Source organism: Psychrobacter sp. DM4 (assembly GCF_051307035.1).
Taxonomy (GTDB): Bacteria; Pseudomonadota; Gammaproteobacteria; order Pseudomonadales; family Moraxellaceae; genus Psychrobacter.
The window spans coordinates 1,945,701-1,970,491 of sequence record NZ_CP195536.1; the positions used below are offsets into that span (position 1 = coordinate 1,945,701).

Here is a 24,791-nt window from a genome sequence, read left to right on the forward strand (position 1 = left end):
AATGAGTACATTAAGCCCACTAAGGTAAATCCGCTATGTCATTGTCTCACTTAACGCTAAGTCGTTACTATTTAAGTCTGACGCTTGGGTTGTCATTGATGCTAAGTGGCTGTCAAGCACTACCCAATCAACCTCATTTACCTGATAGTCAAAATTTATCAGCACGGCTAAACGCCCTTTATCAAGACAACAATAACGATAGTACGGTTAGGGTCAGTACGGATCTGATAGATGCCATAAGTGAGCAAAACGACATTCATCCTGAGCTCTCAGGCTATCACCCTATCATTACAGGCGCTAACGCCTTTGCTTCTCGTAGTATTTTGACCGATATGGCCACGCGCAGCATCGATGTACAGTACTATATCTGGCACAACGATCAAGCCGGACAGTTGATGCTCAAGGATCTGTGGGAGGCCGCTGAGCGCGGGGTCATTGTGCGCTTGTTGATTGATGATTTTAATAGTAGCGCTGAGCTCGATCAGACTTTGCTACGCTTTGCAAGCCACCCTAACACTGCGGTACGTATTATCAATCCTTTAATGCATCGTAAGTTTCAGACACTAAACTTTGTCACCGGTTTGCCGCGTATCAATCGACGTATGCATAATAAGAGCATGATATTTGATAAACAAATTACCATTATCGGTGGTCGTAATATTGGAGATGAGTATTTAAGTAACGATCAAAGCAGTCAATTTGCAGATTTGGACGTTTTATTAATAGGTAAAGTCGTCGCCGATATTGACAATAGCTTTACCAGTTATTGGTCAGCGCCCATCTCTTTTGATATAGAGACACTCGTTAGCTTAGATGAAGGGGCGACGACTGACTTTTTGAATGGCTTAAGTAAGCTCAGAGAAGAAGAGAAAAGCAACACGAAAAGTAGTTTAGCCGTTTATCGAAATGCAATCGATGACTCAACCATAGATGAGGATCTAATTAATAAACAGGTGCCCTTTCGCTGGACGGATATGCAGTTTTTAAGTGATGACGTAGGTAAACTGACGAAATCTGTCGCTAGCGATACCAACTTAGTCCATCAACTGCGCACCTTGCTTGGGAGTCCATCCGAAAAACTCACTATAATCTCCTCTTACTTTGTACCTACAAAGGACGGTGTTGAGACTTTGGTTGCACTAGCGAACTCTGGTATTGAGATTAGAATATTGACCAACTCTTTTGATGCGACAGATGTCACCGCGGTGCATTCAGGATACAGTAAATGGCGACCTGAGCTCTTGCGAGCGGGCATCAAGATATATGAGCTAAAGTCAACCGCCAGCGAAGAAAAGCGCGACAATAAATTGTGGCGAGCTCGCAGTCAGTCATCAACCAGCTTACACGCCAAAACCTTTGCTATCGATGACCATCAAGTATTTATTGGCTCGTATAATGTCGACCCACGCTCTGCTAATATTAACACTGAAATGGGTGTGATCATCAATGACGATGAGCTTGCGCGGCAATTACATGAAGCAATTGGTGACGATCTGCTGATGCAGGCTTATGAAGTCAAACTCGTAGATGAGGATAGTCTTCAGTGGCATACGATCGAAAACGGCAAACCTGTTGTCTATGATAACGAACCACGAGTCGATATGAGTGACCATATCTGGCTTACTATATTATCTTTGCTACCTATCGACTGGCTACTGTAGTTGTTTTTAACCCTCTTTTTATACCTTGTCTATTTTTGAACATTAGGATCAGTCACTACGGTGAATGGTCTGTTTTTGTGCTTAAAGGATAACTTTTGTGCACCTATTTTGGTCTCGGTCTTAACTTGTGGATTAAGTATTTATGCCTTCTCGTTCTCAGTATAAGCTGATGTCGTCAAATAATAGAAACACGATTGTGTTTATCTGCTTTAGCACTGCTGTGACTTTCTTTGATTTTTTGATTTACCTGTATATTGCAGATACGGTTGCCACCGCTATATTTCCTGGTGTCATAGATGTCAATGTTGCAAAACTACAAGGATTGGGGCTATTTGCCGTCGGCTATTTAGCGCGGCCTTTGGGCGGTATTATTTTTGGACGTTATGGTGATATAAAGGGTCGAAAACCGGTTCTTCTTATCAGTATGCTCGTCACCGCCAGTAGTTTACTGGCTATGGCATGCCTGCCAACATATGCACAGTGGGGTATTGTGGCACCTGTGCTCTTTATTTCACTACGCTTGATTCAAGGTATGTCTTTTGGAGTTTTTGTGCCTTTGTCTTGGGTATTTGTAGCTGAGCATGTTCCGCGTCAGTATCTATCGGTAGGCTGCGCTTATGTGACGGCCAGTTTTTTTATTGGTGTATTATTCTCTAACGGGTTTTTTATCTGGCTTGAGAATACCTTGGCCTTTGAGCAGATGGTTGATTACGGCTGGCGTATTCCTTTCTTTGTCGCTGCTGCCTTGAGTTTTTTGCCTCTTCTATTTTGGCGCCGTGTTAAAGAGACGCCCTTTTTTGTCAGTATGAAAGAGTCAGACGACGACGTTAAGTATGTTAGGCGTACCAATAAGCCCTTCTCCTTACTCTTTAAATACTGCAAGCACTCAATATTTATAAGTATGATGCTGACATTGGTCATATCTAGCATTACATTAGTTATTGTGCTCATACTACCCGATTTAATTGAGTTACGTTTTTCTCCTGATAACGATGTATTTGGCCTCTCACATAGTCTTGGTGTGGTGTTTATGATTTTGGGCTGTGTGTTTTATGGCATAATCTCAAATTATCAAAACTTTGGCAAAGTACTAGTCATTGGCTCGATTTTACTCATAAGCCAAATCTTCGCCTTTTATTATCACCTGCAGGCGGGCGGTGATTATCTTCTGATTATGTTTGCCGTCTTGGGATTTAGCGCCGGTATTGTCGGTATGGTACCTGCCATCTTGATACAACTGTTTCCAACCAATGTGCGTCTGACAGGCCTCTCTTTTTCTTATAACATTACTTATGGTATCGTCGGTGGCCTAATTCCATTCGGTCTTGGCTACGCCACTTTGGTCATAAGTTTTGCGCCGGCATTATATATTGCTTTTATCAGCATTATTGGCATTATGATGGGATTATATTTTTACAACTTACCTGAGATGAAAACGATTGACGATACGATTTAAAGCGCTTGAACCTTGATGCTTCAAAAAAAGTAAACAGCCCCTAGATCAAAAAGTAATAAAGGCGATAAAAATGCTTGATATGACTCAAAAACGCCTGTCTGTTGCGCCGATGATTGACTGGACGACAACAGACTATCGCTATTTTGCACGCCAGTTCAACCCGCACGTCTATCTATATACTGAGATGATCAGTACAGGTGCGCTGATACATGGTTATAGAGACAGGCATTTGCGCTTTGATACCTGTGAGCATCCACTAGTGTTACAGCTTGGCGGCGCTGATATTGACGAGATGACTCAGTGCGCTGTATTTGCCCAGCGCTATGGTTATGATGAGGTCAACATCAATGTCGGTTGTCCCTCTGATCGTGTTCAGCATAACAAGATTGGCGCGTGCCTTATGGCAGAGCCAAAGACAGTCGCAGATTTAGTCAAGCACATGCAAGCGGCCGTTGATATTCCAGTCACGGTCAAGCACCGCATTGGTATCGATGATTTTGATAGTTACGAGTTTATGAGCGACTTTGTACAGACGGTCGCTGACGCCAACTGTCAGCGTTTTATCGTACATGCGCGTACCGCTTGGCTACAAGGTCTTAGTCCCAAGCAAAACCGCGAAATCCCGCCGCTACGCTATGATGATGTCTATCGTCTCAAACAAGACTTTCCAGATCTGATGATAGAGATCAACGGCGGTATAGAAACCGTCGCAGATATAACCGCGCACTTGCAACATATTGATGGGGTAATGATAGGCCGCGCGTTTTACCATAATCCATATCTATTGGCAGAGGCTAATAGTTTATGGGACGCCCCTATTCCTAAGCGCTCAGATATTTTAGCCAAGCTTTATCCTTATCTAGAGGAGCAAGTGGCAAAGGGTGAGCGTTTGCCAACGATGGCGCGGCATTATCTAGGGCTGTTTCAAGGGTTAGCAGGAGCGCGCAAATGGCGGCAGGCATTGAGTGGTAAACCTGATTTGACTATCGCAGAGATACAACAAGCCGCGGATGAGATTTTGCAGCTCAATCCTGATATTTAACGTTTAGCATTTGATATCAGATATCAGACATTAAACCTAAGTCAGCTCAGCTTACTTGTGAGATGTATAGCCACATAGCGATACCGTTGTTGATGATATGAAGCAAAATAGGTAACCACAAAGAGCCTGATCTGATTCTCGCATAACTGAACAGCAGAGCGAGCAGCACAATAGTACTGATCTCATACCAGCCGTATTGAATGTGAATGAGCGCGAAAACTAAGCTAGTCACTACGCTGGCAACAATAGCGCCGCGTGAACCTCTAAACTGCTCGCTAATCGCTGACCACAAGATACCGCGAAATACCAACTCTTCATAGATAGGCGCTGCGATCACTATCGCAAAGATGAGTAGCCACACAGAGCTCACCGACTGGTACAAAGGGTCGACGAAGACCAGCGGCGTTGCCTCTATCCAATACGTTACTGCCTGACTACCAAGCGCAAACAGCAGTAGCAGCGCGAACATACCTATACTTACGGCAATCGAAAAAGGTTTGAGCGCCAAATACAGTTTGATGCTCCCGCCCTTTGAGCGAATAACAAATGAAATAACAGTCGTAATAAGTAAACTTGCGATGATAATTGAGACACTCACGACGGTGCCATCGTTACTGCCGATAAAGAAAAGAGTACCAATCGATAGCGTTTTTGCTGCTGGCAAATACAACTTGCCTGCGATATATACGCCTACCAACTGGCTCACAAAAAAGCTCATGACCATACCGATAATCAGCGCGATTACGCCAAATTTTGAGAATAGTGGTGTAGAAGATTTATATTTCATCATCTCACTATCAGTAGCGTTTGATACATCAGGCATAATATTTCGATAACATAGTAGTTTGACTCAGAGTATCTTATAAGATACCTACTGGCTATTTATACACCGCCAGTAGGTATAAAAACAATAACTACTGACCTATTGGGTTTTTAGCTGCTTTGCAATTAGGTCAAGCACTTGCGCGGATACACTATCTGGATACTCAAGGGGGAACATATGACCGCCTTTATGTGTCTCAAAATCTATGCCCAAGCGAGCTTTTATTTTTTGTGGAAATCTACGCTTTAGAAAAATACTCTCCTGCCCAATGATTAACGTAACTGGTGGATTAGGAGCATGATTTGGAGTTAGCCAATACAATGAGGGATTAGTGCGAAATACAGCAACTTCGTTTTTTTTGGGAATAGCCAAAGTCACTTTACCATCTGCACGCTCATGTAACCCATGCTCGATATAACCCTCAAAGCTACGCTCATCAAAATTCTTAAAAAACCCCTTATTGCGCATTTGCTCATAGGCATCGGCTCGACTATCCCAAACATCACGGCGATGTTTTGATATTCCTGAGGGCGACAATTTATCCATCGAACGATTATTCATCATTGGTAATTTATCTACCGTTTTGGCTAGATGCATCAGAAAATTGCTACGTCCATATATCAAAGGCGGATCCATGAGTACCGCCTGATTAAAGCGTTTGGGCGCTCGGTACAGTGCTTGCAAAGTACACATTGCTCCTAATGAATGACCGACAGCAACAAGCTGCTCTACGCCGTGCTCTCGGCAAGTACGCTCAACACTATCTATAACCTGCTGGGTGAGACGACGCCAATGATCATCGACAGGATAATCAGGCTCAGCGCCCAACATAGGAATGTATTCAACCGTAAAAAACTCACTTAAACCTGCAAAAAAAGGCTCGTAAACTGCGCTTGGCATGCCATTAGCATGAGCAAAATGTAGGATAGGTTTTTGAGTTTTAGTCGATATCGGTAGCGAGGCAAAGGTTTGCGAGTTGATGGTACTCATCATAGGGCGCTCTTGTGGTTTTTGTTGATATCAAACATAGAATTATAGACTAAATTGAACAGTGATAACCCTGAAATTTCGTTGAGGTTAAGATAGATGCAAAAAAGGCTGAACATTTTTAGTTCAGCCTTTTTGTAGCTCAGTGAGTGTTGAGAACAATACTAGCGCATCTCAGCATTGCCTTCTTGCTGCGGTAGTAGGTCGAGATTAACGCTTGAGCCGATACCTGCCCCTAATTTTATAGCAAAACGATCCATAAGCGACTGGAACGGATCTATTGGCGTATAGTTGACGACATTATCAAGCTCTAACTGCTTCTCTAAACTTGCTATACTGCCTTTTTTATCTGCCAATCCTAGTGCTATCGACTGCTCGCCTGACCAAAACAAACCTGAGAACAGCTCATTTTCTTCTGGATTTTTTAGACGATCGCCGCGACCTTGTTTGACCGCATCGATGAAGTGCTTATGGGTATTAGCCAATACGCCTTCAACGTGCTGTTCCTCATAGTCTGATAGCGGGCGCGATAAGCTGAGTATATCTTTGTACTTACCGGCTGTGATCGTACGATCTTCTACGCCAACTTTTTCCATCAGTCCTTCGATGTTATAACTGGGTAAGATAACCCCAATAGACCCTACCAAACTTGAAGGATTGACATAGATCTCATCTGCCGCTGAAGCGATATAATAAGCACCAGAAGCACCGATATCACCAATGACCGCATAGAGCTTTTTGTCAGGGTACTCAGCACGCAAGTCAATCATCGTCTGCCAGATCTCATCAGACTGAACGGGTGAACCACCAGGCGAATTGATATCTAATGCTACCGCTTTGGAATTAGGATTTTCAAAAGCGCGAGTCAAAGCTTCATTGATATCATAAGCATTGGCCACATCAGCATTGCTGATAACGCCTTGTAACTCCACTACTGCTAAATGTGGACCACTGGTGTTGATACCATCGATACCTGTAGGTTTGTCGCTGCTACAACCGCGGCTAAAGGTCAAAAGGATAAATAAAATATAGCCAAAAGTGAGTAACTTAAAAAAGATACTCCAGCGCCGCGCTCGACGTTGTTCTTGCACACTGGCTAATAGGGTTTTTTCGATAAGACGCCATTCTTGTCCGTTCGGTTGCTGCGGCACCTGCTGTAACGGATTTGCCGCGTTGTCGGAACGTTTGTTAGGATCTGGTGGCCAGTTGGGCATATGACTTCCTAGGTTGATAACACGCTAAACAATAAAGATCAGCTACGATCATGGTGGCATTCTACTCTTGGTTCAATAGCTTGGCTATGAGAAACTCTAAATTCTCACGTTTATATTGAAATTTTGTGACCTACGATTTCCTGTCGAATATTGAGTCGTTAAACCGATGCTTAACATTTGGAGGGCATTATTTAAGGAAAATTGTTTAAAGGTCATCGTTTGTAGATAATCGTTTACAAATAGTCATCTAAGAACCTTCATTAGCGGTCATCAAGAGCAAGCGCTGCTGGCAAGGACGCACCATCGTAAGTCAGTGACTCTGTGATTTGATACTGAGCCAATATCTCAGTAGTGACCTGTGAGCTACTATGACTTAGCCAAGTGACTAGGTCGCCAGAAGCCTTGGCAGTAGCAAAAGACTTAGCATCGCAAAGCAGTGACCACATTTGCCAAGTGCGCTTGTGAGTCGCCACATCAAGTACGATACGTGCCTGCGACTTACTGGGCAGCGCACTATCAGTGAATCCTTTATTGCTAGAATGCTGATTTGTAGATAACTGCGGCGACTGTAGAGGATTGCTAGGATTGTAGCGCACGACTTTGATAGGCCTACGGCTGTTAAGTGCGATAGTGCAGTCCCATACACTAGCATCATCAATCTCATTCCAGCCTGTCAGCGCCTCGATAGACAGCTCTTTATTTGCCATCTGCCATGTCTTTTCAGCTCCGCACTGCTGCGCCGTTATACGCGTATCATTGTCTTTTATTTTAGGTTTTAATGCTTTGTCCGCTCGCTTTTTGTCTGTCCAAAGATTATAGCGACCTGCTTGCCAATACTGGCTGACAGGCATACTTTGGACAAGTGCATCGACAGTTCTAGGTAGCAGCTCATCAAATGCAGCGCTGGAGGTAGTGTTTATATCGATAGCGCTGGTTTGCACCACGATGCCATCCAAACGTTTGATAGAGAGCGTACGTAGCTGCTGATCTAAGCTTGCAGATAGCTTCTGAGCATTGAGTGCACTTTGACTACTACGGGTATGACGCGCACGATGATCAGCCAAAAACAACCAATGGCTAGTACTCTGATCGGTCGCAGAGTAGCGCAGTATAGCAGCGCTTAGATACTCATCTCCTGTTGGTAACACATACAGGGTTGGCAGTTGTGCTAGCGTTTGCGCGTTGGCATAAATCGTCATGATCAAAAGCGTCAACGGCGGTAGCGCAAGTACTCGGCTAATCAGACCACGAGGTAACAGCCAAGGCAATATCACAAGAAATGCTATGAATAATATAGCCGCATTCACTGGTGTATATAGCCACGCATCAAGCAGTGCAGGTAGTGAAGTCAGCCATAATAGTAGCTTATGCAAGCCTAGCACCAGCATGCTCACCTGCGTCCAAATCACGTCCGCTACAGTAGGTACAATGAGATAGCACAGCCCTGCTAATAAATTCAGCGGCACAATAACCCAGCCGAATAAACCGATAGCGAACAGGTTAACGATGAGCCCCCACAGTGACGCCTTACCGAAAAGTAATAGAGTTACAGGTAATAAGGCGATAAATAACCAACACTGAAGTTTAAATAAGCGCTTAAAAGCAAATACAAACTGAGACGCTATTTTGCGCTTTTGCGTCTCATTACCTTTGATAGAGTTGGGTTTGAGCTGCGAATGCTTGGTTTGAGAAAAGCCTGACACTGCTTTAGCTTGCAATACGTAAGCATCATCATACTTGAGTAATAATGCGACAGCGATGAACGATAGCCAGTATCCCGCTTGCCACAACACATAAGGGTCGATCCACGCCATAATGATGGCCAAGGCAAGTAATACGCGCAAAGTACTTATCGGTAGCAAAGTCAAACGCACAAACCCTATAGCCAACAACGTCCAAGCAGTACGCGCAGCAGGCACATCAAATCCTGTAAATAGCGCGTAGATAAATGCAGCGCTGATCATCATATACCAGCGTACTTGCCAGCGCGGCAAATAGCGATAAAGCGTTGGCCAGTGACGATCGACTATGAAAGTCGCTAAGCCTGCCATCACAATCGCTAAGAACAACACATGGGTGCCCGAGATTGCTAATAGATGAGAGATACCTGCTAGCTGGTACAAGTCTTTAGTGCTGCGATTAATTAAGCTGCGATCGCCGGTGAGCAGACTTAGTGTTACCGCATTCGCTTGTTGTAGCGCCTCTGATTGTGTCTCCCAATCTTGATAAAAATGCTGACGCAGTTGCCAACGTTTTTTATCAATACGAGTGCGAAAACGTTCAAGATAAGACGTCGATTGTCGAGTTTCAATCGCTGAAGGCTCTGTGATATTCGCTGAAGGCTCTATGGTAATCGCTGAAGGCTCTGTGATATTCGCTGAAGGCTCTATGGTAATCGCTGAAGGCTCTGTGATATTCGCTATAGGCTCGCCTATCAATCCAATAGCGGCTACCCCATCGATATGGCGACCGCGTAACCAGCGATAGCTATCAAAACCTGAGGGGTTATTCATAGCCTCCTCAGAGGTCGCAAGCGGCGACAAGGTCAAGCTCATAAATAGCTGGTCGCCTGGACGTAGATCGTTCAGACTATCAAGAGCATCTGAGGACTCTCTTGGGTAAGCGTTGAGCAATACTTTGTACGTTGATGTTTGAGTAGGATCTTGGCTACTATTCACGTCAGAAAACGAGGTACGGGTTAACTCAGCCGCTGTTATGTCAGAGACTAGTGGAGATAGATCACTGATCGTTGCGACTTGACGGTAGCTGCTATTGGTCGCCGCATTATAAACACTGTCGCTCACGCCTTCGATAGTAACCAGTGCTTTGATACGTAGGGTGTCAGTAATTTTTGTGCTTTCTGCTTGCTGATACTGACTAATGGCTTGTAACGCACTACCTGCGATGACGGCGATAGTAAGTCCTGTGATCATTACATAATAAAAGAGACTGTATACAGCCTTAGAGGACTTTTTAGAAACGTATAAATGAGTAGGATATGCAATTAGTGCACTATGCCGTGCTGTCAAAAACAATAGTATGGCAGCTAGAAAAAACACAGACAGTGACGAATATGCTGACGTAATTACTAACGTTATAGGCGTAGATGCTAGGCTACTTGCAACTGCCAAGACTCCGAGCATAACCCCTATAATAAGAGTGCCTATCAGCCAATACACTTACGCTCCTTACTTAGTGATTCGTTGCTTAGTGATTCGTTGCTTAATCATTCGTTGCTGGATGATTGAGATAGGGAAGTAATCTATCCTTTGCCTTAAAGCAACTCTATCTGATAGTCGTTTTCTTTGAGTAGTCACTAGCTTTGGGCTATAGAATATCAGGCATATTGACTTGGTGACAAGTATTCTCCAAACTTACGTCGTCCCATACCCCACTATAATAGCAATTTTTTTGTATTTCCCTACACTCGTTATCGTGTTAAGGTTATGGGCGTATTCTCGTTCTTACATTGATAAATGTCCTAGGCATATGCCATTCATAACCTCGTTGCATACCAGCCTCTCGTTAGACGTTGAGCAGGCTTAAATTATAATCAAAGGCGGGCCTGTGTCTCAAAAACGTCTCAAAAACCTGCTACCCACGCCTGAAAAAATTCTAGAAAGCCGAATACTGAAGCTGTTTGCGCCGCATTTAGCAGACGCTCGGCTATGGCATTTTAACCGCCATAGTCTCAATAAAGCAGTATACATCGGTGTCTTGAGTGCTTTTTTTCCGCTGCCAGGTCAGATGTTATTGGCACTCATAGGCGCGCTAATATTTCGTGCCAATGTGCCAATGGCGCTTGGTCTGACGTGGATTACCAATCCGCTCACTACCCTGCCTGTATTTTATGCAGGCTACTATATTGGTGCTAGAATTATTGATGTACCGATGATCAGTCTGAGACTGATAGGAAGGATGATTGCAGATTTTAGCTTGTGGATATTATCGAGCGGCGCTAACCCCTTTGTAACTTACAAGGGATCAGTCTCTATAGCGGCACTTTGTTTGGGTTTGACGATACTCGCTATTATTAGTAGTATTATTTGCGGTTTAGCATTCAAAGCCATTTGGCGCTACAAGACCGTAAGTAGCTGGCAAAATCGTCAACGACTAAGAGCCAAAAAAAACCCTAAGCTGTAAGGTTTCAATCATGGCCTTAGTCAAGTTCAATTCGTCTAAATGTCTTAGCTTTTTTGCGTTTTATTGATTGCATCAACAACCAAGTCTGAAAAATTAGTCTCCATAAATAGCACCGTAACGACCTCACCATTTTTGGTGAGCGTATAACGCATCTTGCCAGTGGTACTGGTTTGAGCATTTAAATCGTAGTCCACACCACCCAAAGTAATCGCATCAAATACCGCAGTCAGCATCTTTATCTGACTATCTCTGTCTACTATATCGTAGAGGGTTGGATCTAGATAAGGCTTTAGCGGATCATTACCTTCTTCAGCACTACCAAAAGCTGCAATCGGATCCTCGTAATTAAACATGATAGTTATCCTTTATGTTATTTAAGTTGGCATAGCGCTATTGTTGGCAAAATTCTACTCAGTACGATGTTATATCGTTTAACACAAGTTAAACTAGCTGGCACAGGTCAGATGAGCTAATACTAGTAAGTCTCCCAATGACCATTGCGTAGTAATAGCTGGCGATCAGCGAGCGCGGCAAGGTTACGATCATGCGTGACCATAAGCAGTGCTGTTTGCATAGTACTCTGTAATTCTGAGAGCATACCAAACACGCTTTGAGCATTGTCATAGTCCAAGTTACCCGTTGGCTCATCAGCGAGTATCAATGAAGGCTTAGTCACCAAAGCACGAGCGATAGCAACGCGTTGGCGCTCCCCGCCCGATAACTCTCCTGGCCTGTGATTAAGACGATGATCTAATCCGACGTTGTTAAGAATATCAATAGCCTGCGCGCGAGCATCAGTTGTCGAGACTTTTGGACGCATCAGTAGCGGCATAGCGACATTCTCGACTGCGGTAAACTCCGCCAATAGATGATGAAACTGATAAATAAACCCCAAGTATTGGTTACGCATCAACCCGCGCTCTGTCTCATTCATATGGTTTAGGCATTTGCCATGTAACCATACCTCACCACTGGTTGGCGTGTCGAGACCACCCAATAGATGGAGCAAAGTGCTTTTGCCTGAGCCACTAGTACCGACGATAGCGATACGCTCGCCTGCATTGACGGTTAGATCTAGACCCGTCAATACTTGAGTACGTACAGCCCCTTCATCGTATATTTTGCTAATGTTGGTCGCCTCTAAAATGGCAGACATAGCGCTTCCTTTATAGTTATTCTTGTCGGTTAAAGTAACCCTTTAATAAGAGTGGTGGCACATACTACTCATAACGTAAGGTTTGAGCGGGCTGAATTCTGGCAGCACGGCGCGCCGGATAAATAGTGGCCAAGAAACTTAAGATAAAAGATACCCCAGTAATGAGTACTACATCCGTTAAACGCAGCTGTGAAGGCAGATAGTTAATAAAATAAGCATCGAATAAATTAAGGCCAAAGCTCTGATTGATAAAGCCCAAGATATCACTGACTGTCAATGCAAATATAACACCAAGCACTGTCCCTGCGACCGTACCGATGACCCCAATCACCACCCCTTGTACCATAAAGACCTGCGTAATCAGGCGCGGTGAGGCACCAAAGGTTTTGAGGATTGCGATATCTGCTTTTTTGTCAGTGACAAGCATGACAAGGCTTGAGACAATGTTAAAGGCGGCAACCAAGATAATCAAAAACAGCAGTAGCCCTACCATTGCTTTTTCCATTTGGATCGCACCAAACAGATTACCGTGTGTCTGCGTCCAATCATTGGGATAAAGCTGGTTAGGAGCAATAGCCGCGGCGTTCTGCGCTGCTAACGGTGCGTTAAACAAATCATTGAGCTTCATGCGAATGCCCTGCGCGCCCTCCGGCAAGCGCAGTAATTTTCCTGCATCACCCATAGGGATGAACGCCATTAGACTGTCAACCTCTGGACTGATGCTGAAAATACCTGTCAAGGTAAAACGCTTAAAGCGCGGTATCACACCTGCCGCAGACGGTGAAGCTTCTGGCAACACCAAAGTCACTTTGTCGCCCAAACGTAGTCCGAGCGATTGCACCATCTCCTCCCCCAAAACGATACTAAAATCACCGTTTTTTAGGGTATCAATATCGCCCTCAATCATATTGTCATTAATAATTGAGACGTTTTTTTCGTAGTTAGGCTCCACACCTGTCACCATGATGCCAGCCACTTGACCGTTTGAGGTCAGCATGCCTTGAAGCTGGATAAAGGGCGCAACAGCTGAAACTTCAGGATCCTCTTCGATCTGATTAGCCAGTTGCTCCCAGTTTCCAATCACCTCTGTTGAGATAACCGTTGCCTGCGGCACCATCCCTAATATTCGGGTTTTAAGCTCACGATCAAAGCCGTTCATCACTGATAATACAGTGATTAGTACCGCCACACCCAAAGTCAGACCGACCATAGATATTAGAGATATAAAAGAGATAAAACGGTTACTGCGCTCTGCTCGGGTATACCGCAAGCCAATAAATAACGCTAAAGGACGAAACATATTTAAACTCTTTATCTTATCTGTAGAAGCCTACTTGAAGTATACGAAACAACTGGTCAAACAGTCGCTAAAAAATGAGGTCTACGTACAGATAGGGTTTTAGACGCACCGTTAATGCTGGTCGCCAAAAAACGGCTAGTTTGACACAAATCATCTCACATGTGCCAGCGATTCACATAAACTCCTCGTACTTTTTATCAAAATCAGACGCGATGTCATTATTTTTTATGAGGGGCTTGCTATTAGTTATCCTAATACCTATATATTGTATGCTAAGGACGAATTAATCCATTAACAGAACTGGATAAGCGTGCGCCTATTATGGCGAGGTATTGTTAACCGTTATCGGTAACTCATTTATCTCTATGTAAGCGCCTGCTTTATTGCCAGGTTTTGTGACTGACTACATTTTGAGTACTCTCATGACTATTAACTATCAATATAAAAACGTACAAGCCCCTACAAAAATAACTTTGAGTGATGATCAGACCGCAGGTCATGGTGATCATTGGCGTATATTAACGGACGATATGAGCCGTGACGTACCAGAATGGCTGCAGGGGATGATTGAAAAAGCGACGATGCCAAAAGGTCTTAACACTAGTGCTAGCGCTGAAGACAAGTGCCTATTGCTCTCAGAAAATCAGCCCTGTCATATCAATCAAGTGCTCGCTATGCGTGATGGCAAGCCTGAATGCTTCATCAATGCTTACCCTTGTGTCGATGGTCCTTACGGCCTGAAGTGTCGAATCGAGCGCATTATCGCCAATGAAAACACTCAAGATGCGGTATTACGACTACGCAGTGTTGATGGTAGTATTATCTATGCTTTCGATCAGCTATATACTGCCAATCATCAGCTTTACCAACAAGGTACTCCCTATTTTGTCAATTTTAGCGCTTGGGCACATGAGATCAGTCTGAGTGAACAAAGTGAGGTAATTAAGGTTGAAGATGCCGATGCCATTCGCTATCACCGTGCCTTTAATGACATCGTTGCCGCTAATGACGGTCAAGTACCAAAAGACGTTCAAGAGCAGATCAAAGACTGGCAGCCTGAAACCAAAGAGCAGATGGCTCCTATTGAGATCAATTTAGGTCACATGTGTGCGTATTTGTTTGGTGATACCTTAGGTCAAGAAGACGAAGCTTGGTGTCAAGGGCAAGTACTAGGTAAGCAAGAGACGATATTTAATGGTAAATCCATTATATTGTTCGATGTGGTCGTTTTGCGTGAGCAAGATGCGGATCCATTTGTTGTTCGTATTGGTGCTGCTCATACGCAGCAGACTAATGCCATTAGCGTCAATGATTACATACAAGCTAATATCTGGCTACAAGCGGCTATCTACAAAGAGAACCAATAATTAGAAAACAATAACTAAAAGATAAATACCTTTACTAATACCAAAAAAGAGCCTCTAATTTATTAGAGGCTCTTTTTGTGACTGTCTAAAACACTTGTGAGCGGTATTTCTGTAACAGCTTGCTGCTAGTTGAATCTAGCGCTTAGGCCATAGTCGTCATATCTTTGACTTTTTTGAACAGCTCTTTTTGCTCTGAGCTTGGGCGCGCCGTTTGTACTGCCATTAGCTGCGACATGTCGCCTTCGACGCGAATTTTACCACTCATAAAGGCGCCCATGATCTGATTCATATCAAAGCCAGTAACGAAAGACTGTAGAGTCTCGCGATCAAGTAACAACGTTGTTGTAGCATCGTGATTGAGGCCACGGTTTAAAAGACCGTCAGCAAAGTTAGCGTCCATAACGTTATCACCGTCAGACACTTTGAGATTGATAACCATATTGGCTAGTGCTGGTGGCAAGTTTAGCTCGCCTGCCTCACGACCTAACGTCTCAACTTCATTGAACCATTCATCTGTCAAAAAAACTGCCATGGTATTATCCTTAATTATTGTCATGCTGACATTTAGTATTATTGAAAGTAATGATGCTTAGATAGGATTGAGATAAATAACTTAAAAAGCCATTTATCTAAAATCTTAAATTCTAAACATCTTGATCCCTATAGGATACTCGTTTTCATTCTCATTATAGAGTGCAAGAAGCTTGCAAGTAAAACCCCAATTCAGTCCCAATGACTAAATTGTAACAAAAAGGTTATCTTAAACCTTACCTTGTGCCTAATACAAAAATCAGAATTCAAGGCCATAACAGCACTTTTAATAATTAGTTGTCTGGATAATAATTTACCAAAGAGTTTGTATTTTGAGTCACAGTTCTGATGATATTTGCTTAAGATTGCGTTACAATACCCTTAAACAGAGTCAGGAGTTTTAACCAAACATTGTGTAGACGCGACTTATATTAGACGCAGCTGGTCTACATTTATGATTTGTATCCTATTTTTATAACTGTTTGGTGCATAATTACCACATTTGTCCTACCATTTTTGACTCTAGTTGATACTTAGATCTCGTCAAATACTACTATCCTACAAACACTTATTCTAAGCTATTAATCCCTTACGAGTGTTTATACGATAGTAGTAGTGATTGCCCTAAAAGGTATTCTTGTGAGGTAATTAGCGATTGAGTATTATTTTTCGGTAGCGTATTGATGGTTAATTCTGTTGATAATTTAGGCTGTAAAGGAATCATCCCATGAGTTTACAAAACACAGCAATCGCCCCCGTTGATAGTGAGTACGAAATCACTATCGTGCGATTCTTTACGACGATGACCGTCATTTGGGGCATTGTCGGCATGAGCCTAGGTGTATTTATTGCATCGCAATTGGCTTGGCCTGCACTCAATTTTGACATTCCATGGCTGACATTTAGTCATCTAAGACCTCTACATACGAACGCTGTCATCTTTGCGTTTGGTGGTTGTGCTCTCTTTGCAACGTCTTATTATATTGTTCAACGTACCTGTAAGACAAGGTTGTTCGCGCCGTATTTGGCATGGTTTACCTTTTGGGGTTGGCAGGCGGTTATTGTCGCGGCCGTCATTACTCTGCCTATGGGTTTGACCTCATCTAAAGAGTATGCGGAACTTGAATGGCCTATTGATATTTTGATTGGACTGGTGTGGATATCTTATGCCATTGTGTTCTTTGGTACTTTGATTAAGCGTAAGACGTCGCATATCTATGTGGCTAACTGGTTCTTTGCAGCTTTTATTATTACGATTGCGTTACTACATATTGTAAACAGCATGGCAATTCCTGTTAGCGCCTTTAAGTCTTATTCGCTCTATGGCGGTGCTACTGATGCGATGGTGCAATGGTGGTATGGTCACAATGCGGTAGGGTTTTATCTCACAGCAGCCTTTTTGGGTATGATGTATTACTTTGTACCTGTACAGATTGGTCGTCCTATCTACTCATATCGCTTATCTATTGTGCATTTTTGGGCCTTGATTGCCGCATATATGTGGGCAGGCGGTCATCACCTTCATTATTCTGCGCTTCCAGATTGGACACAGTCACTAGCGATGGTCTTTTCAATCATTCTATTTGCGCCTTCTTGGGGCGGGATGATCAACGGCGTATTAACACTCTCAGGCAGCTGGGATAAATTACGTACGGATCCAATCATTCGCTTTATGATCGTGGCTTTATCGTTTTATGCGATGTCAACGTTCGAAGGTCCAATGATGTCAATCAAGACAGTTAATGCTCTGTCACATAACACGGATTGGACTATTGGTCACGTGCATTCAGGTGCACTCGGCTGGGTCGGTATGATTACGATTGGCTCGTTATATGTCTTGCTGCCACGTATTTATAATAAGCCTAAAATGTACTCTATTAGCTTGATTACGACGCATTTTTGGCTAGCGACAGCAGGTACTATTTTCTATATCGTCTCTATGTGGATATCAGGTATCGGTCAGGGCATGATGTGGCTTGCCACCAATCCTGACGGTACATTGGTATATAGTTTTGTTGATACGGTTGAGTTCTCGCATTATCCCTACATCGGTCGCGCCTTTGGTGGTCTGCTCTATGTATCAGGTATGTTTATTATGGCCTACAACGTCTATCGCACGATTAAGATGCCAGAAGGTAAGCCTGTTATGCTCGCTGATCCAACAGATCATAACCCTAGTGTTGATGAACCACAGACCGCTAAAGTATAAGGAGCAATCATGGCTGGTACACCGCATGAAATTATTGAAAAAAACACAGGTTTGCTCGTTATCGGTATCGTCATCGCAATTAGCTTTGCAACGCTCGTTGAGATCGTACCTTTAATATATGATTACAAACCTGCTGAAGCGGGCGGAGTGAATAAGCCTCTGCCCTCCATGGAACCATGGACGGCGCTTGAGTTTGAAGGTCGTGATATCTATATTCGTGAAGGCTGTCACGTTTGTCATACGCAAATGGTACGTCCATTACGTGCCGAGGTTGAGCGCTACGGTCCTTACTCACGCGCTGCAGAATCGACATGGGATCACCCTTTTCTTTGGGGCTCTAAACGTACAGGTCCTGACCTAGCACGGGTTGGTGGGCGCTATTCTGAAGATTGGCAAAAGCAGCACTTGATTGCGCCAAGATCTTTGGTTCCTGAGTCTGTTATGCCAGGGTTCCCTTGGCTTGCAACCAGCGAAGTTGATGGCGTCAAGGTACAGAGCAAAATGCAATTGTTCCGCGACCGTTTTGGCGTCCCTTATACGCAAGAAGATATCGATGGTGCTCCTGATGCGGTACTGGGTGCCACTGAACTTGACGCTCTAGTTGCTTATTTACAGCAATTAGGTACCGCAATGGAAGGACAGCGCTAATGGGTATTGGTGAACTACAGACAATCGCAACCGTTTCTGCTTTCATCGCCTTTATTGGTGTTGCCTGGTGGGCGTATTCACCAAAAAACAAAAAACGCTTCGAAGAAGATGCACAACTTGCGCTTGATGACGAGCATATTAAATCTTTGTCTGATGAGCAGCGCAATAAGGATAAACCATGACATTTTTTTGGAGTTCTTGGATAACTATACTCAGTATCGGGTGTTGGGTCTTTATTCTTGGGGTCTTGCTGTTTGTAATCAAATACAAGCCTACCGTAGAAGAAGATGGCACGACTGGGCACGAGTATGATGGTATTCGAGAGTATGATAAAGCGCTGCCCAAATGGTGGCTGGTGATATTTTTTGGCTCAATCGTTTGGGGCGTTGCTTACTGGGTGTTTTTCCCAGGTATTTTGCCATCGCATTGGAATGGTGTCGCGACGGTAGAAGTTGATGGCGAAACCGTTCCTTGGACGTCAAAGAACGAGCTGTTTAGTGAGCTTGAAGAGAATAACAAAATCTTTACGAACAATTTTGAGCAAAGCATTTTGGTTAAAGCAAATGCGGCAAATGCTACAAGTACCCTCAATCAGCTAAGAGAGTTGCAAGCGACTATGCGTCGTAGTGATAATCCGCCGGCTGACTTGCAGACTCGAATTGACGAAGAGATCGCAGCTCTCTCTCCTGCTGTAGAAAAGCTGGCGCAAGATCCAAATGCACTCAAAGTGGGTAGCCGTCTCTTCTTACAGAACTGCTCGGTATGTCATGGCTCTAATGCCAAAGGCGCTTTAGGATATCCTAACTTAACTGACAATGACTGGTTATACGGTGGTGAAGCGACTAATATTTTGACAACGCTTCATAATGGTCGTATCGGCGGTATGCCTGCATGGCGTGATCAGCTTGGTGAAGAAGGCGTACGTGACGTTTCAGAATATGTTCTATCGTTATCACCGAATAATGGTAGTACTAAGAATGGTGAGCTTGATCAATCTTTAGTTGCTCAAGGCGAAGTTATTTTTACCAAAAACTGCGCGTTATGCCATGGTCAGAACGCCAAAGGTATGATTTCAGCAGGTGCGCCAAATCTTACGGATACGATTTGGTTATATGGCGGCGAACGTGAAAATGTCCGTGACACTTTACGTTATGGTCGTGCTGGTGTGATGCCTGAATGGGAAACCAAGCTTGGAAACGAGCGTATCATGCTCTTAGCGGCTTATGTGTACTCGTTGTCAGATAGAACCAATCAGCGTAGTACACCTGCGCCCATGACAGCGGCGACAACTGCAAAAGTCGATGGTAATGTTGCGATTGCGAATTAATTCATCGTATTAAAATGCGTCAAAAAAGGAGGGTTGTCATTACAGCCCTCCTTTTTTTATAAGTGTATCTTTGGCAATTAGCGCAATGCTTACGCTGTATCCTTCGACTAACATTCTGGGTTTAATTGCCGCTTACCATTCTTAGGGCGTGTCATCATTTAGATTGTGAGGCTTAAAATGAGAAAAATTGCAGTCAACAAGGAAAATAGCGCAGATAATATCGAGATATTAACCAGTTGTTTGACAATGTTTGGCAAAATTTAACCATTTTAAGACCACTAAATGAGTCAATGTGCTAATTGATGATACGCCCTAGTATATGATTGTTTTTTTTGATTACCTCCCCATTTATAGTAGGGGTAATGATAAAATAGAAGGCATGTACCAAGTCGTTATTCTAGCTCCTTAGATTGCTTAAATAACAATAAGTATAGGCTTGGCGACATTCATTGTTGCACTATTAGTTCCTTGAGACTCAACTGCTATTAAAGGTCTTAATAGACTGATTTTTTATAGAGGCACGTTTATGTCAGCATCGCAGCCAAATAGAATACCTATCAAACAGATTGACCTAGACGCTACCAAACAACGCGTACATACACGATTTGTGACAGGGTTTTACCAAAATATTCGTGTGGTGACTATGTATGCGCTATTAGCAGCGTTTTTGTTACTGCCGTGGCTGCGTTATGATGGCAGACAAGCGATTTGGTTTGATGTGCCATCCCAGCATTATTATATCTTTGGTATGACATTTTTAACCCAAGACTTTTATTTTATCGCAGCTTTTGCACTGATTGCAGCGTTTACTTTATTTATGGTGACGGTATTTGCAGGTCGCGTTTGGTGTGGTTATGCTTGCCCGCAAACCATTTGGACGCATCTATACCAACATATTGAAAAGTGGGTCATTGGCGATCGCAACAAACGTATCAAATTTGATAAATCTGCGATGGGACCTACCAAAGCTTTTAAACGAAGTTTGGTATATCTGATTTGGTTTGTACTCTCTGTTGTGACCGCAGCAACCTTTGTTAGCTATGTCGCTGGTACAAACTATGTCTTTGGTAGCTGGCAGATGTTTGGAATCATTCCGTTCCCTGATTGGCCAACTTGGATTTGGGTGTCGATGTTTATTTTTACGTTCGCAACCTATGCCAACGCCGGTTATATGCGCGAGCAGATGTGTATTCAGATCTGTCCTTACGGACGTTTTCAAAGCGTCATGTTCGACAAAGACACGCTTATTGTCTCTTATGATTATGAGCGCGGTGAGCCACGTGGAGCCCGTAAAAAAGGCACCAACCCTGATGATTTGGGAGATTGTATTGAGTGCACGATGTGTGTTCAGGTCTGTCCAACGGGTATTGATATTCGAGACGGTTTGCAAGTTGCTTGTATTCAGTGCGCTGCATGTGTCGATGCATGTAATGAGGTTATGGACAAAGTCGGCTATCCGCGCGGGCTCATTCGCTATACTACTGAGCGTCAACTGGCTGAAAAAACACCAAGCCGCGTTCTACGCCCTCGCCTCTTTGCTTATCTGGCGCTACTTGCTATTTTATGTGGTGGCCTGATCTTTGCCTTAACTGATCGTGTGCCTTTGGAGATTGATATACGCCGTGATCGAAACCAACTCTCTTCGATGAACGCACAGGGCATGATAGAGAACAGCTATGTGGTTAAACTTACGAATAAGACTCAAGATGAACACACTTACAAAATTACTTTGGCGCCGCAAGAGGGCTTAAGTTTACAGCTACGCTTTAATGATGTGCCACTAGTAGCAGGCGAGAGCTTTGATATGTCAGTTAGCGTCTACGGTGACCCAGCTGTAGTTGCGTCTGGTCAGACGCCTATTACCTTGAATGTTATAAGCGAGGACGGTCAATATAGCGTTAGTAAAGACAATGTCTTCACTACGCAAGGGCAGTAAGCTTATATTGATAGCTTGAGTGTGGTAGTAAGCGTCAGAATAAATCGCGGCTTTTTACTCATTTATCGATCTACATCGGTATAGCCGCGTCATCATTTATACTATATTTAGCAGGTGCTTTATGTCTACCCCATCACCAAATTTTAAACATCAAGACAGCCAGCCATGGTACAAGAATTACATGGTGATTATTTTTGTCATTGGTCTGCCTGCGTTTGTCGTTGTGGCCTGTATTTTTTTCGTGTATTACTCTTATCAGATTCGAGATAGCGTGGTACGTGATGACTGGTACATGGATGGCAAGACGCTATATCATGATGTATCGCGAGACAAGCTGACTTATGACTTGGATATACATGGTGATATGCGTTTTTCTGATAGCGGTGACATTACCTTTTATCTCAATTATCCTGAGCAAAGTATGCAAACGGGTAAACTAAAAAACGGTACTGCCCTCACCTATCCTGATACTTTGGACTTGTCTATCTCTCATGCCACCGATATCAAAAAAGATCGCGATGTTGTGTTGACACATCAAGAAGACAATAAATATACAGCGCAAGTCGATATAGATCCGCTCACAGCCAAGTACTACTTACAAGTGAGTAGTGACGGCGCTGATGATTGGCGCATGCGTGACGTTGCTAGATTACCGCGCTCTAAGGTCAGCTTTGATCCTTTACCCGTTTTTGGTAAATCAGGTTAATAGATAAAGTGATACTATGGTTATAAATACCAGCCTATAAGTGGCTGGTATTTTGGTTTAGAATTTATAGCATTAAATTGATGACTATAGTTTTAGATTAATGACTTTTAGTATAACTTATGACCTTTGTAGTATTAGCAATATCAAACGTATTGCTAGACTTTATTAGCTATCAAGAAGCGTAGCGGTGACTTCAACCTATACTCTGTGCTTATGTACAAAGAATAAATTTGCTAAAATGGCGAGCTTTAATATATTAGACGTCGTTTTTGAGGATAGACGTCACTCCAAATCATGAGACATTTATGACTATTTCTGTTCCTGACACTGACACTGACACTGACACTGACACTGACACTACAAACGATATCACTAGCAGCACTCAAAACGCGGTTGTATTGCTATCGGGCGGTCTTGATTCAGTGACTTGTTTGTACTGGGCAAAGGCGCGTTATGCCAGTGTCACAGCAGTCAGCTTCAATTACGGTCAGCGCCATAATAGTGAGCTTGTTGCTGCAAAATCTATTGCTCATGCTGCTAAGATCAGTCATCGTGTTATCGATATCGATATCGCCCAACTTGGCGGCTCCTCGCTTACCGATCACCGTATGATTGTGCCTGACGGTGATACTGAGTCCCCTGATAAAAAGCATGATGAGATTGATAATGACGCTATTCCGAATACGTATGTGCCTGCTCGCAATACGATATTTTTATCTTACGCTTTAGCAGTCGCTGAGGTCGCTGACGCTAATCACATCGTCATCGGTGTCAGCTCAGTCGATTATTCAGGATATCCCGATTGCCGTCCTGAATATATCGCAGCGTTTGAGACGATGGCTAATCTTGCGACCAAAGCTGGTGTGACAGGTCATCATTTAAGTATTCAAACGCCTTTGCAACAGCTGTCAAAGGCACAGACAATTGAGCTTGGATTATCGCTTGGCGTCGATTATGCTCAGACTATTTCTTGTTACCGAGCGGATGCCAAGGGCTTAGCTTGCGGCATTTGTGATAGCTGCACGCTACGTCGTCAAGGCTTCGCTCAAGCAGGCGCGGTTGATCCTACTCATTATCAACCTCACTATAAAAAAAGGTAGTTTTTAGAATAAATAATAAACAAGAGGCATCAAATTGCGCAGTCTGCATAAAAGCGTAACATTTGATTGCATCATGACAGCACGCCTACGGTTTTATTAATGATCCATAATTGCTATCTTACAGCTACGTCTGTCATTAATTAAAGGATTATTATGAAGTGGTTATCTATATTGCCCCTAGCTCTAATTGGTTTTGTCACTATCCCGCAAGCAAATGCTGCAAACATTAAGCAAGAAAATATCAATACTTGTGTCAATGGTGCGGTCAAATATAAAGTCGCTGATAAGAGCACTGCGACCAAGTTATGTAATTGCACTATTAATGTGCGCAGTAGTATGACTATTGGTCAGATGTGGGAGATAGAGAGTTACGCGATGGATAAAAAAAATCCCTCAGGACTGCCCTATGTCCAAAAAATGCAACAAGACTTGCAACAGTGCACCGTAGGTTTGGATCTTAAAAAGCCGCAAAAACCTGCATAGATTTATACAAAACTTAGGTAAAGATATATAAAAGATCAGTAGTTGCTGGTCTTTTTTTGTTGTTAGTCGTTGCCAAGAATTGAGTGAAATGTAAAACTAATAAGCTATGCGCATATATATGACTTCATTTTTCTAGATAAAATCAAACAAGGTACCATTGTCATGGCAAAACCAACTTCAGAGACTATTGCTCTACCTGATTTTCCAGTGGCGTTAGTACGTAAGCTAGAGGGTCACTTCATTCACGAAGATTTCAGTCTAAAAGAGCTACTAGCCAATACAAATAAGGGTCTGATACTTTATTTTTATCCTAAAGACAATACTCCTGGTTGTACGGTGCAAGCGACTGAATTTACAAGCCATATCAATACCTTTGATGATTTAGGGTATAGTATTATCGGCGTCTCTCGCGATAGCATCGACTCTCACAAAAATTTTATTGATAAGCAGGATTTGCATATCTCGCTTATTAGCGATACAGACGAAAAGTTATGCCAATATTTTGAGGTCATAAAAGAAAAAAACATGTACGGCAAAAAGATTATGGGATTAGTGCGCTCTACCTTTGTCTTTGACAAGCAAGGCATGCTGACTCACGCACAGCGTAATTTACGTGCTAAGGGATATACTGATAGATTGATCGAAGTACTCAGCCCTTCTTCTAACATTGAACCATAAGAACCAAACGCCAAAATTTTTGAT

At 43.2% G+C, this 24,791-nt stretch carries 22 protein-coding genes; 14 read left to right on the forward strand and 8 right to left on the reverse strand.

What is annotated here, in order from left to right:
• The first annotated feature begins 35 nt into the window (after window positions 1-35).
• The 3 genes from ACR64G_RS08215 to dusA all read left to right on the forward strand — a co-directional run bounded on the left by ACR64G_RS08215 (window position 36) and on the right by dusA (window position 4,159).
• On the forward strand, window positions 36-1,661 hold the full coding sequence (locus ACR64G_RS08215) for a phospholipase D family protein (protein WP_435978818.1): 1,626 nt from the start codon (window positions 36-38) through the stop codon (window positions 1,659-1,661).
• A gap of 142 nt (window positions 1,662-1,803) precedes the next feature.
• A complete protein-coding gene (locus ACR64G_RS08220; RefSeq protein ID WP_435978819.1) occupies window positions 1,804-3,117 on the forward strand; it encodes an MFS transporter in 1,314 nt (437 codons plus the stop codon).
• 70 nt (window positions 3,118-3,187) lie between these two features.
• Window positions 3,188-4,159 carry a tRNA dihydrouridine(20/20a) synthase DusA gene (gene dusA / locus ACR64G_RS08225; protein WP_435978820.1) on the forward strand — a complete coding sequence of 324 codons (972 nt, stop codon included), beginning with the start codon at window positions 3,188-3,190 and terminating at the stop codon, window positions 4,157-4,159.
• Window positions 4,160-4,205: 46 nt separating this feature from the next.
• Here dusA and ACR64G_RS08230 read toward each other — a convergent pair whose 3' ends face one another.
• From ACR64G_RS08230 to ACR64G_RS08245, 4 genes are all read right to left on the reverse strand, one after another.
• Window positions 4,206-4,982 carry a CPBP family intramembrane glutamic endopeptidase gene (locus ACR64G_RS08230; RefSeq protein WP_435978821.1) on the reverse strand — a complete coding sequence of 259 codons (777 nt, stop codon included), beginning with the start codon at window positions 4,980-4,982 and terminating at the stop codon, window positions 4,206-4,208.
• A gap of 99 nt (window positions 4,983-5,081) precedes the next feature.
• Window positions 5,082-5,972: an alpha/beta fold hydrolase gene (locus ACR64G_RS08235; RefSeq protein WP_435980690.1), complete on the reverse strand. Its 891-nt coding sequence runs from the start codon at window positions 5,970-5,972 to the stop codon at window positions 5,082-5,084.
• 161 nt (window positions 5,973-6,133) lie between these two features.
• A complete protein-coding gene (sppA, locus tag ACR64G_RS08240; RefSeq protein WP_435978822.1) occupies window positions 6,134-7,183 on the reverse strand; it encodes a signal peptide peptidase SppA in 1,050 nt (349 codons plus the stop codon).
• A gap of 260 nt (window positions 7,184-7,443) precedes the next feature.
• On the reverse strand, window positions 7,444-10,116 hold the full coding sequence (locus tag ACR64G_RS08245; RefSeq protein ID WP_435978823.1) for a ComEC/Rec2 family competence protein: 2,673 nt from the start codon (window positions 10,114-10,116) through the stop codon (window positions 7,444-7,446).
• 634 nt (window positions 10,117-10,750) lie between these two features.
• Here ACR64G_RS08245 and ACR64G_RS08250 point away from each other — a divergent pair.
• The gene (locus ACR64G_RS08250; RefSeq protein ID WP_435978824.1) at window positions 10,751-11,326 is read left to right on the forward strand and encodes a DUF2062 domain-containing protein; all 576 of its coding nucleotides are present in this window, start codon (window positions 10,751-10,753) and stop codon (window positions 11,324-11,326) included.
• 44 nt (window positions 11,327-11,370) lie between these two features.
• On the opposite strand, the gene ACR64G_RS08255 is transcribed toward ACR64G_RS08250, so the two are convergent.
• From ACR64G_RS08255 to ACR64G_RS08265, 3 genes are all read right to left on the reverse strand, one after another.
• A complete protein-coding gene (locus ACR64G_RS08255; protein WP_435978825.1) occupies window positions 11,371-11,679 on the reverse strand; it encodes a hypothetical protein in 309 nt (102 codons plus the stop codon).
• A gap of 122 nt (window positions 11,680-11,801) precedes the next feature.
• A complete protein-coding gene (gene lolD / locus ACR64G_RS08260) occupies window positions 11,802-12,482 on the reverse strand; it encodes a lipoprotein-releasing ABC transporter ATP-binding protein LolD (RefSeq protein WP_435978826.1) in 681 nt (226 codons plus the stop codon).
• A gap of 64 nt (window positions 12,483-12,546) precedes the next feature.
• Window positions 12,547-13,782 (reverse strand): lipoprotein-releasing ABC transporter permease subunit, encoded by a 1,236-nt coding sequence (locus ACR64G_RS08265; RefSeq protein WP_435978827.1) that lies wholly within the window; start codon window positions 13,780-13,782, stop codon window positions 12,547-12,549.
• Window positions 13,783-14,204: 422 nt separating this feature from the next.
• Here ACR64G_RS08265 and ACR64G_RS08270 point away from each other — a divergent pair, with 422 nt between their 5' ends.
• Window positions 14,205-15,149, forward strand: coding sequence for a hypothetical protein (locus ACR64G_RS08270; protein WP_435978828.1), 945 nt, complete (start codon window positions 14,205-14,207; stop codon window positions 15,147-15,149).
• Between the two features lie 142 nt (window positions 15,150-15,291).
• On the opposite strand, the gene ACR64G_RS08275 is transcribed toward ACR64G_RS08270, so the two are convergent.
• A complete protein-coding gene (locus ACR64G_RS08275) occupies window positions 15,292-15,681 on the reverse strand; it encodes an SCP2 sterol-binding domain-containing protein (protein ID WP_435978829.1) in 390 nt (129 codons plus the stop codon).
• A gap of 726 nt (window positions 15,682-16,407) precedes the next feature.
• Between ACR64G_RS08275 and ccoN the strand changes: the two genes are divergently transcribed.
• The 9 genes from ccoN (at window position 16,408) to ACR64G_RS08320 (ending at window position 24,767) form a co-directional block, all read left to right on the forward strand.
• The gene (ccoN, locus tag ACR64G_RS08280) at window positions 16,408-17,889 is read left to right on the forward strand and encodes a cytochrome-c oxidase, cbb3-type subunit I (RefSeq protein ID WP_435978830.1); all 1,482 of its coding nucleotides are present in this window, start codon (window positions 16,408-16,410) and stop codon (window positions 17,887-17,889) included.
• A 9-nt stretch (window positions 17,890-17,898) separates the two neighbouring features.
• Window positions 17,899-18,537 carry a cytochrome-c oxidase, cbb3-type subunit II gene (ccoO, locus tag ACR64G_RS08285; protein ID WP_435978831.1) on the forward strand — a complete coding sequence of 213 codons (639 nt, stop codon included), beginning with the start codon at window positions 17,899-17,901 and terminating at the stop codon, window positions 18,535-18,537.
• The gene (locus tag ACR64G_RS08290) at window positions 18,537-18,719 is read left to right on the forward strand and encodes a cbb3-type cytochrome oxidase subunit 3 (RefSeq protein WP_435978832.1); all 183 of its coding nucleotides are present in this window, start codon (window positions 18,537-18,539) and stop codon (window positions 18,717-18,719) included. Before ccoO ends, ACR64G_RS08290 begins: the two co-directional genes overlap by 1 nt.
• On the forward strand, window positions 18,716-19,864 hold the full coding sequence (gene ccoP, locus ACR64G_RS08295) for a cytochrome-c oxidase, cbb3-type subunit III (RefSeq protein ID WP_435978833.1): 1,149 nt from the start codon (window positions 18,716-18,718) through the stop codon (window positions 19,862-19,864). The genes ACR64G_RS08290 and ccoP overlap by 4 nt, the downstream gene beginning before the upstream one ends.
• Before the next feature lie 526 nt (window positions 19,865-20,390).
• Complete coding sequence (ccoG, locus tag ACR64G_RS08300) at window positions 20,391-21,800, forward strand: cytochrome c oxidase accessory protein CcoG (RefSeq protein ID WP_435978834.1); 1,410 nt, start codon at window positions 20,391-20,393, stop codon at window positions 21,798-21,800.
• A 121-nt stretch (window positions 21,801-21,921) separates the two neighbouring features.
• Entirely contained in the window at window positions 21,922-22,506 is a 585-nt protein-coding gene (locus ACR64G_RS08305; protein ID WP_435978835.1) for a FixH family protein, read from the forward strand.
• Between the two features lie 305 nt (window positions 22,507-22,811).
• Window positions 22,812-23,606: a 7-cyano-7-deazaguanine synthase QueC gene (queC, locus tag ACR64G_RS08310; protein ID WP_435978836.1), complete on the forward strand. Its 795-nt coding sequence runs from the start codon at window positions 22,812-22,814 to the stop codon at window positions 23,604-23,606.
• Window positions 23,607-23,759: 153 nt separating this feature from the next.
• Entirely contained in the window at window positions 23,760-24,089 is a 330-nt protein-coding gene (locus ACR64G_RS08315) for a hypothetical protein (protein ID WP_435978837.1), read from the forward strand.
• A gap of 162 nt (window positions 24,090-24,251) precedes the next feature.
• The gene (locus ACR64G_RS08320; protein WP_435978838.1) at window positions 24,252-24,767 is read left to right on the forward strand and encodes a peroxiredoxin; all 516 of its coding nucleotides are present in this window, start codon (window positions 24,252-24,254) and stop codon (window positions 24,765-24,767) included.
• The last annotated feature ends 24 nt before the right edge of the window (window positions 24,768-24,791 follow it).

Bases quoted from the DNA above. Each gene is read 5' to 3' on its own strand.
- lolD (WP_435978826.1), bottom strand. From the start codon at position 12,482: ATGTCTGCCATTTTAGAGGCGACCAACATTAGCAAAATATACGATGAA.
- dusA (WP_435978820.1), top strand. From the start codon at position 3,188: ATGCTTGATATGACTCAAAAACGCCTGTCTGTTGCGCCGATGATTGAC.
- ACR64G_RS08315 (WP_435978837.1), top strand. From the start codon at position 23,760: ATGAAGTGGTTATCTATATTGCCCCTAGCTCTAATTGGTTTTGTCACT.
- ACR64G_RS08235 (WP_435980690.1), bottom strand. From the start codon at position 5,972: ATGAGTACCATCAACTCGCAAACCTTTGCCTCGCTACCGATATCGACT.
- ACR64G_RS08275 (WP_435978829.1), bottom strand. From the start codon at position 15,681: ATGGCAGTTTTTTTGACAGATGAATGGTTCAATGAAGTTGAGACGTTA.
- ACR64G_RS08305 (WP_435978835.1), top strand. From the start codon at position 21,922: ATGTCTACCCCATCACCAAATTTTAAACATCAAGACAGCCAGCCATGG.
- ACR64G_RS08220 (WP_435978819.1), top strand. From the start codon at position 1,804: ATGCCTTCTCGTTCTCAGTATAAGCTGATGTCGTCAAATAATAGAAAC.
- ccoN (WP_435978830.1), top strand. From the start codon at position 16,408: ATGAGTTTACAAAACACAGCAATCGCCCCCGTTGATAGTGAGTACGAA.
- ACR64G_RS08265 (WP_435978827.1), bottom strand. From the start codon at position 13,782: ATGTTTCGTCCTTTAGCGTTATTTATTGGCTTGCGGTATACCCGAGCA.
- ACR64G_RS08255 (WP_435978825.1), bottom strand. From the start codon at position 11,679: ATGTTTAATTACGAGGATCCGATTGCAGCTTTTGGTAGTGCTGAAGAA.
- ACR64G_RS08270 (WP_435978828.1), top strand. From the start codon at position 14,205: ATGACTATTAACTATCAATATAAAAACGTACAAGCCCCTACAAAAATA.
- ACR64G_RS08290 (WP_435978832.1), top strand. From the start codon at position 18,537: ATGGGTATTGGTGAACTACAGACAATCGCAACCGTTTCTGCTTTCATC.
- sppA (WP_435978822.1), bottom strand. From the start codon at position 7,183: ATGCCCAACTGGCCACCAGATCCTAACAAACGTTCCGACAACGCGGCA.
- ccoG (WP_435978834.1), top strand. From the start codon at position 20,391: ATGTCAGCATCGCAGCCAAATAGAATACCTATCAAACAGATTGACCTA.
- ACR64G_RS08215 (WP_435978818.1), top strand. From the start codon at position 36: ATGTCATTGTCTCACTTAACGCTAAGTCGTTACTATTTAAGTCTGACG.
- ccoP (WP_435978833.1), top strand. From the start codon at position 18,716: ATGACATTTTTTTGGAGTTCTTGGATAACTATACTCAGTATCGGGTGT.
- queC (WP_435978836.1), top strand. From the start codon at position 22,812: ATGACTATTTCTGTTCCTGACACTGACACTGACACTGACACTGACACT.
- ccoO (WP_435978831.1), top strand. From the start codon at position 17,899: ATGGCTGGTACACCGCATGAAATTATTGAAAAAAACACAGGTTTGCTC.
- ACR64G_RS08245 (WP_435978823.1), bottom strand. From the start codon at position 10,116: ATGATCACAGGACTTACTATCGCCGTCATCGCAGGTAGTGCGTTACAA.
- ACR64G_RS08230 (WP_435978821.1), bottom strand. From the start codon at position 4,982: ATGCCTGATGTATCAAACGCTACTGATAGTGAGATGATGAAATATAAA.
- ACR64G_RS08320 (WP_435978838.1), top strand. From the start codon at position 24,252: ATGGCAAAACCAACTTCAGAGACTATTGCTCTACCTGATTTTCCAGTG.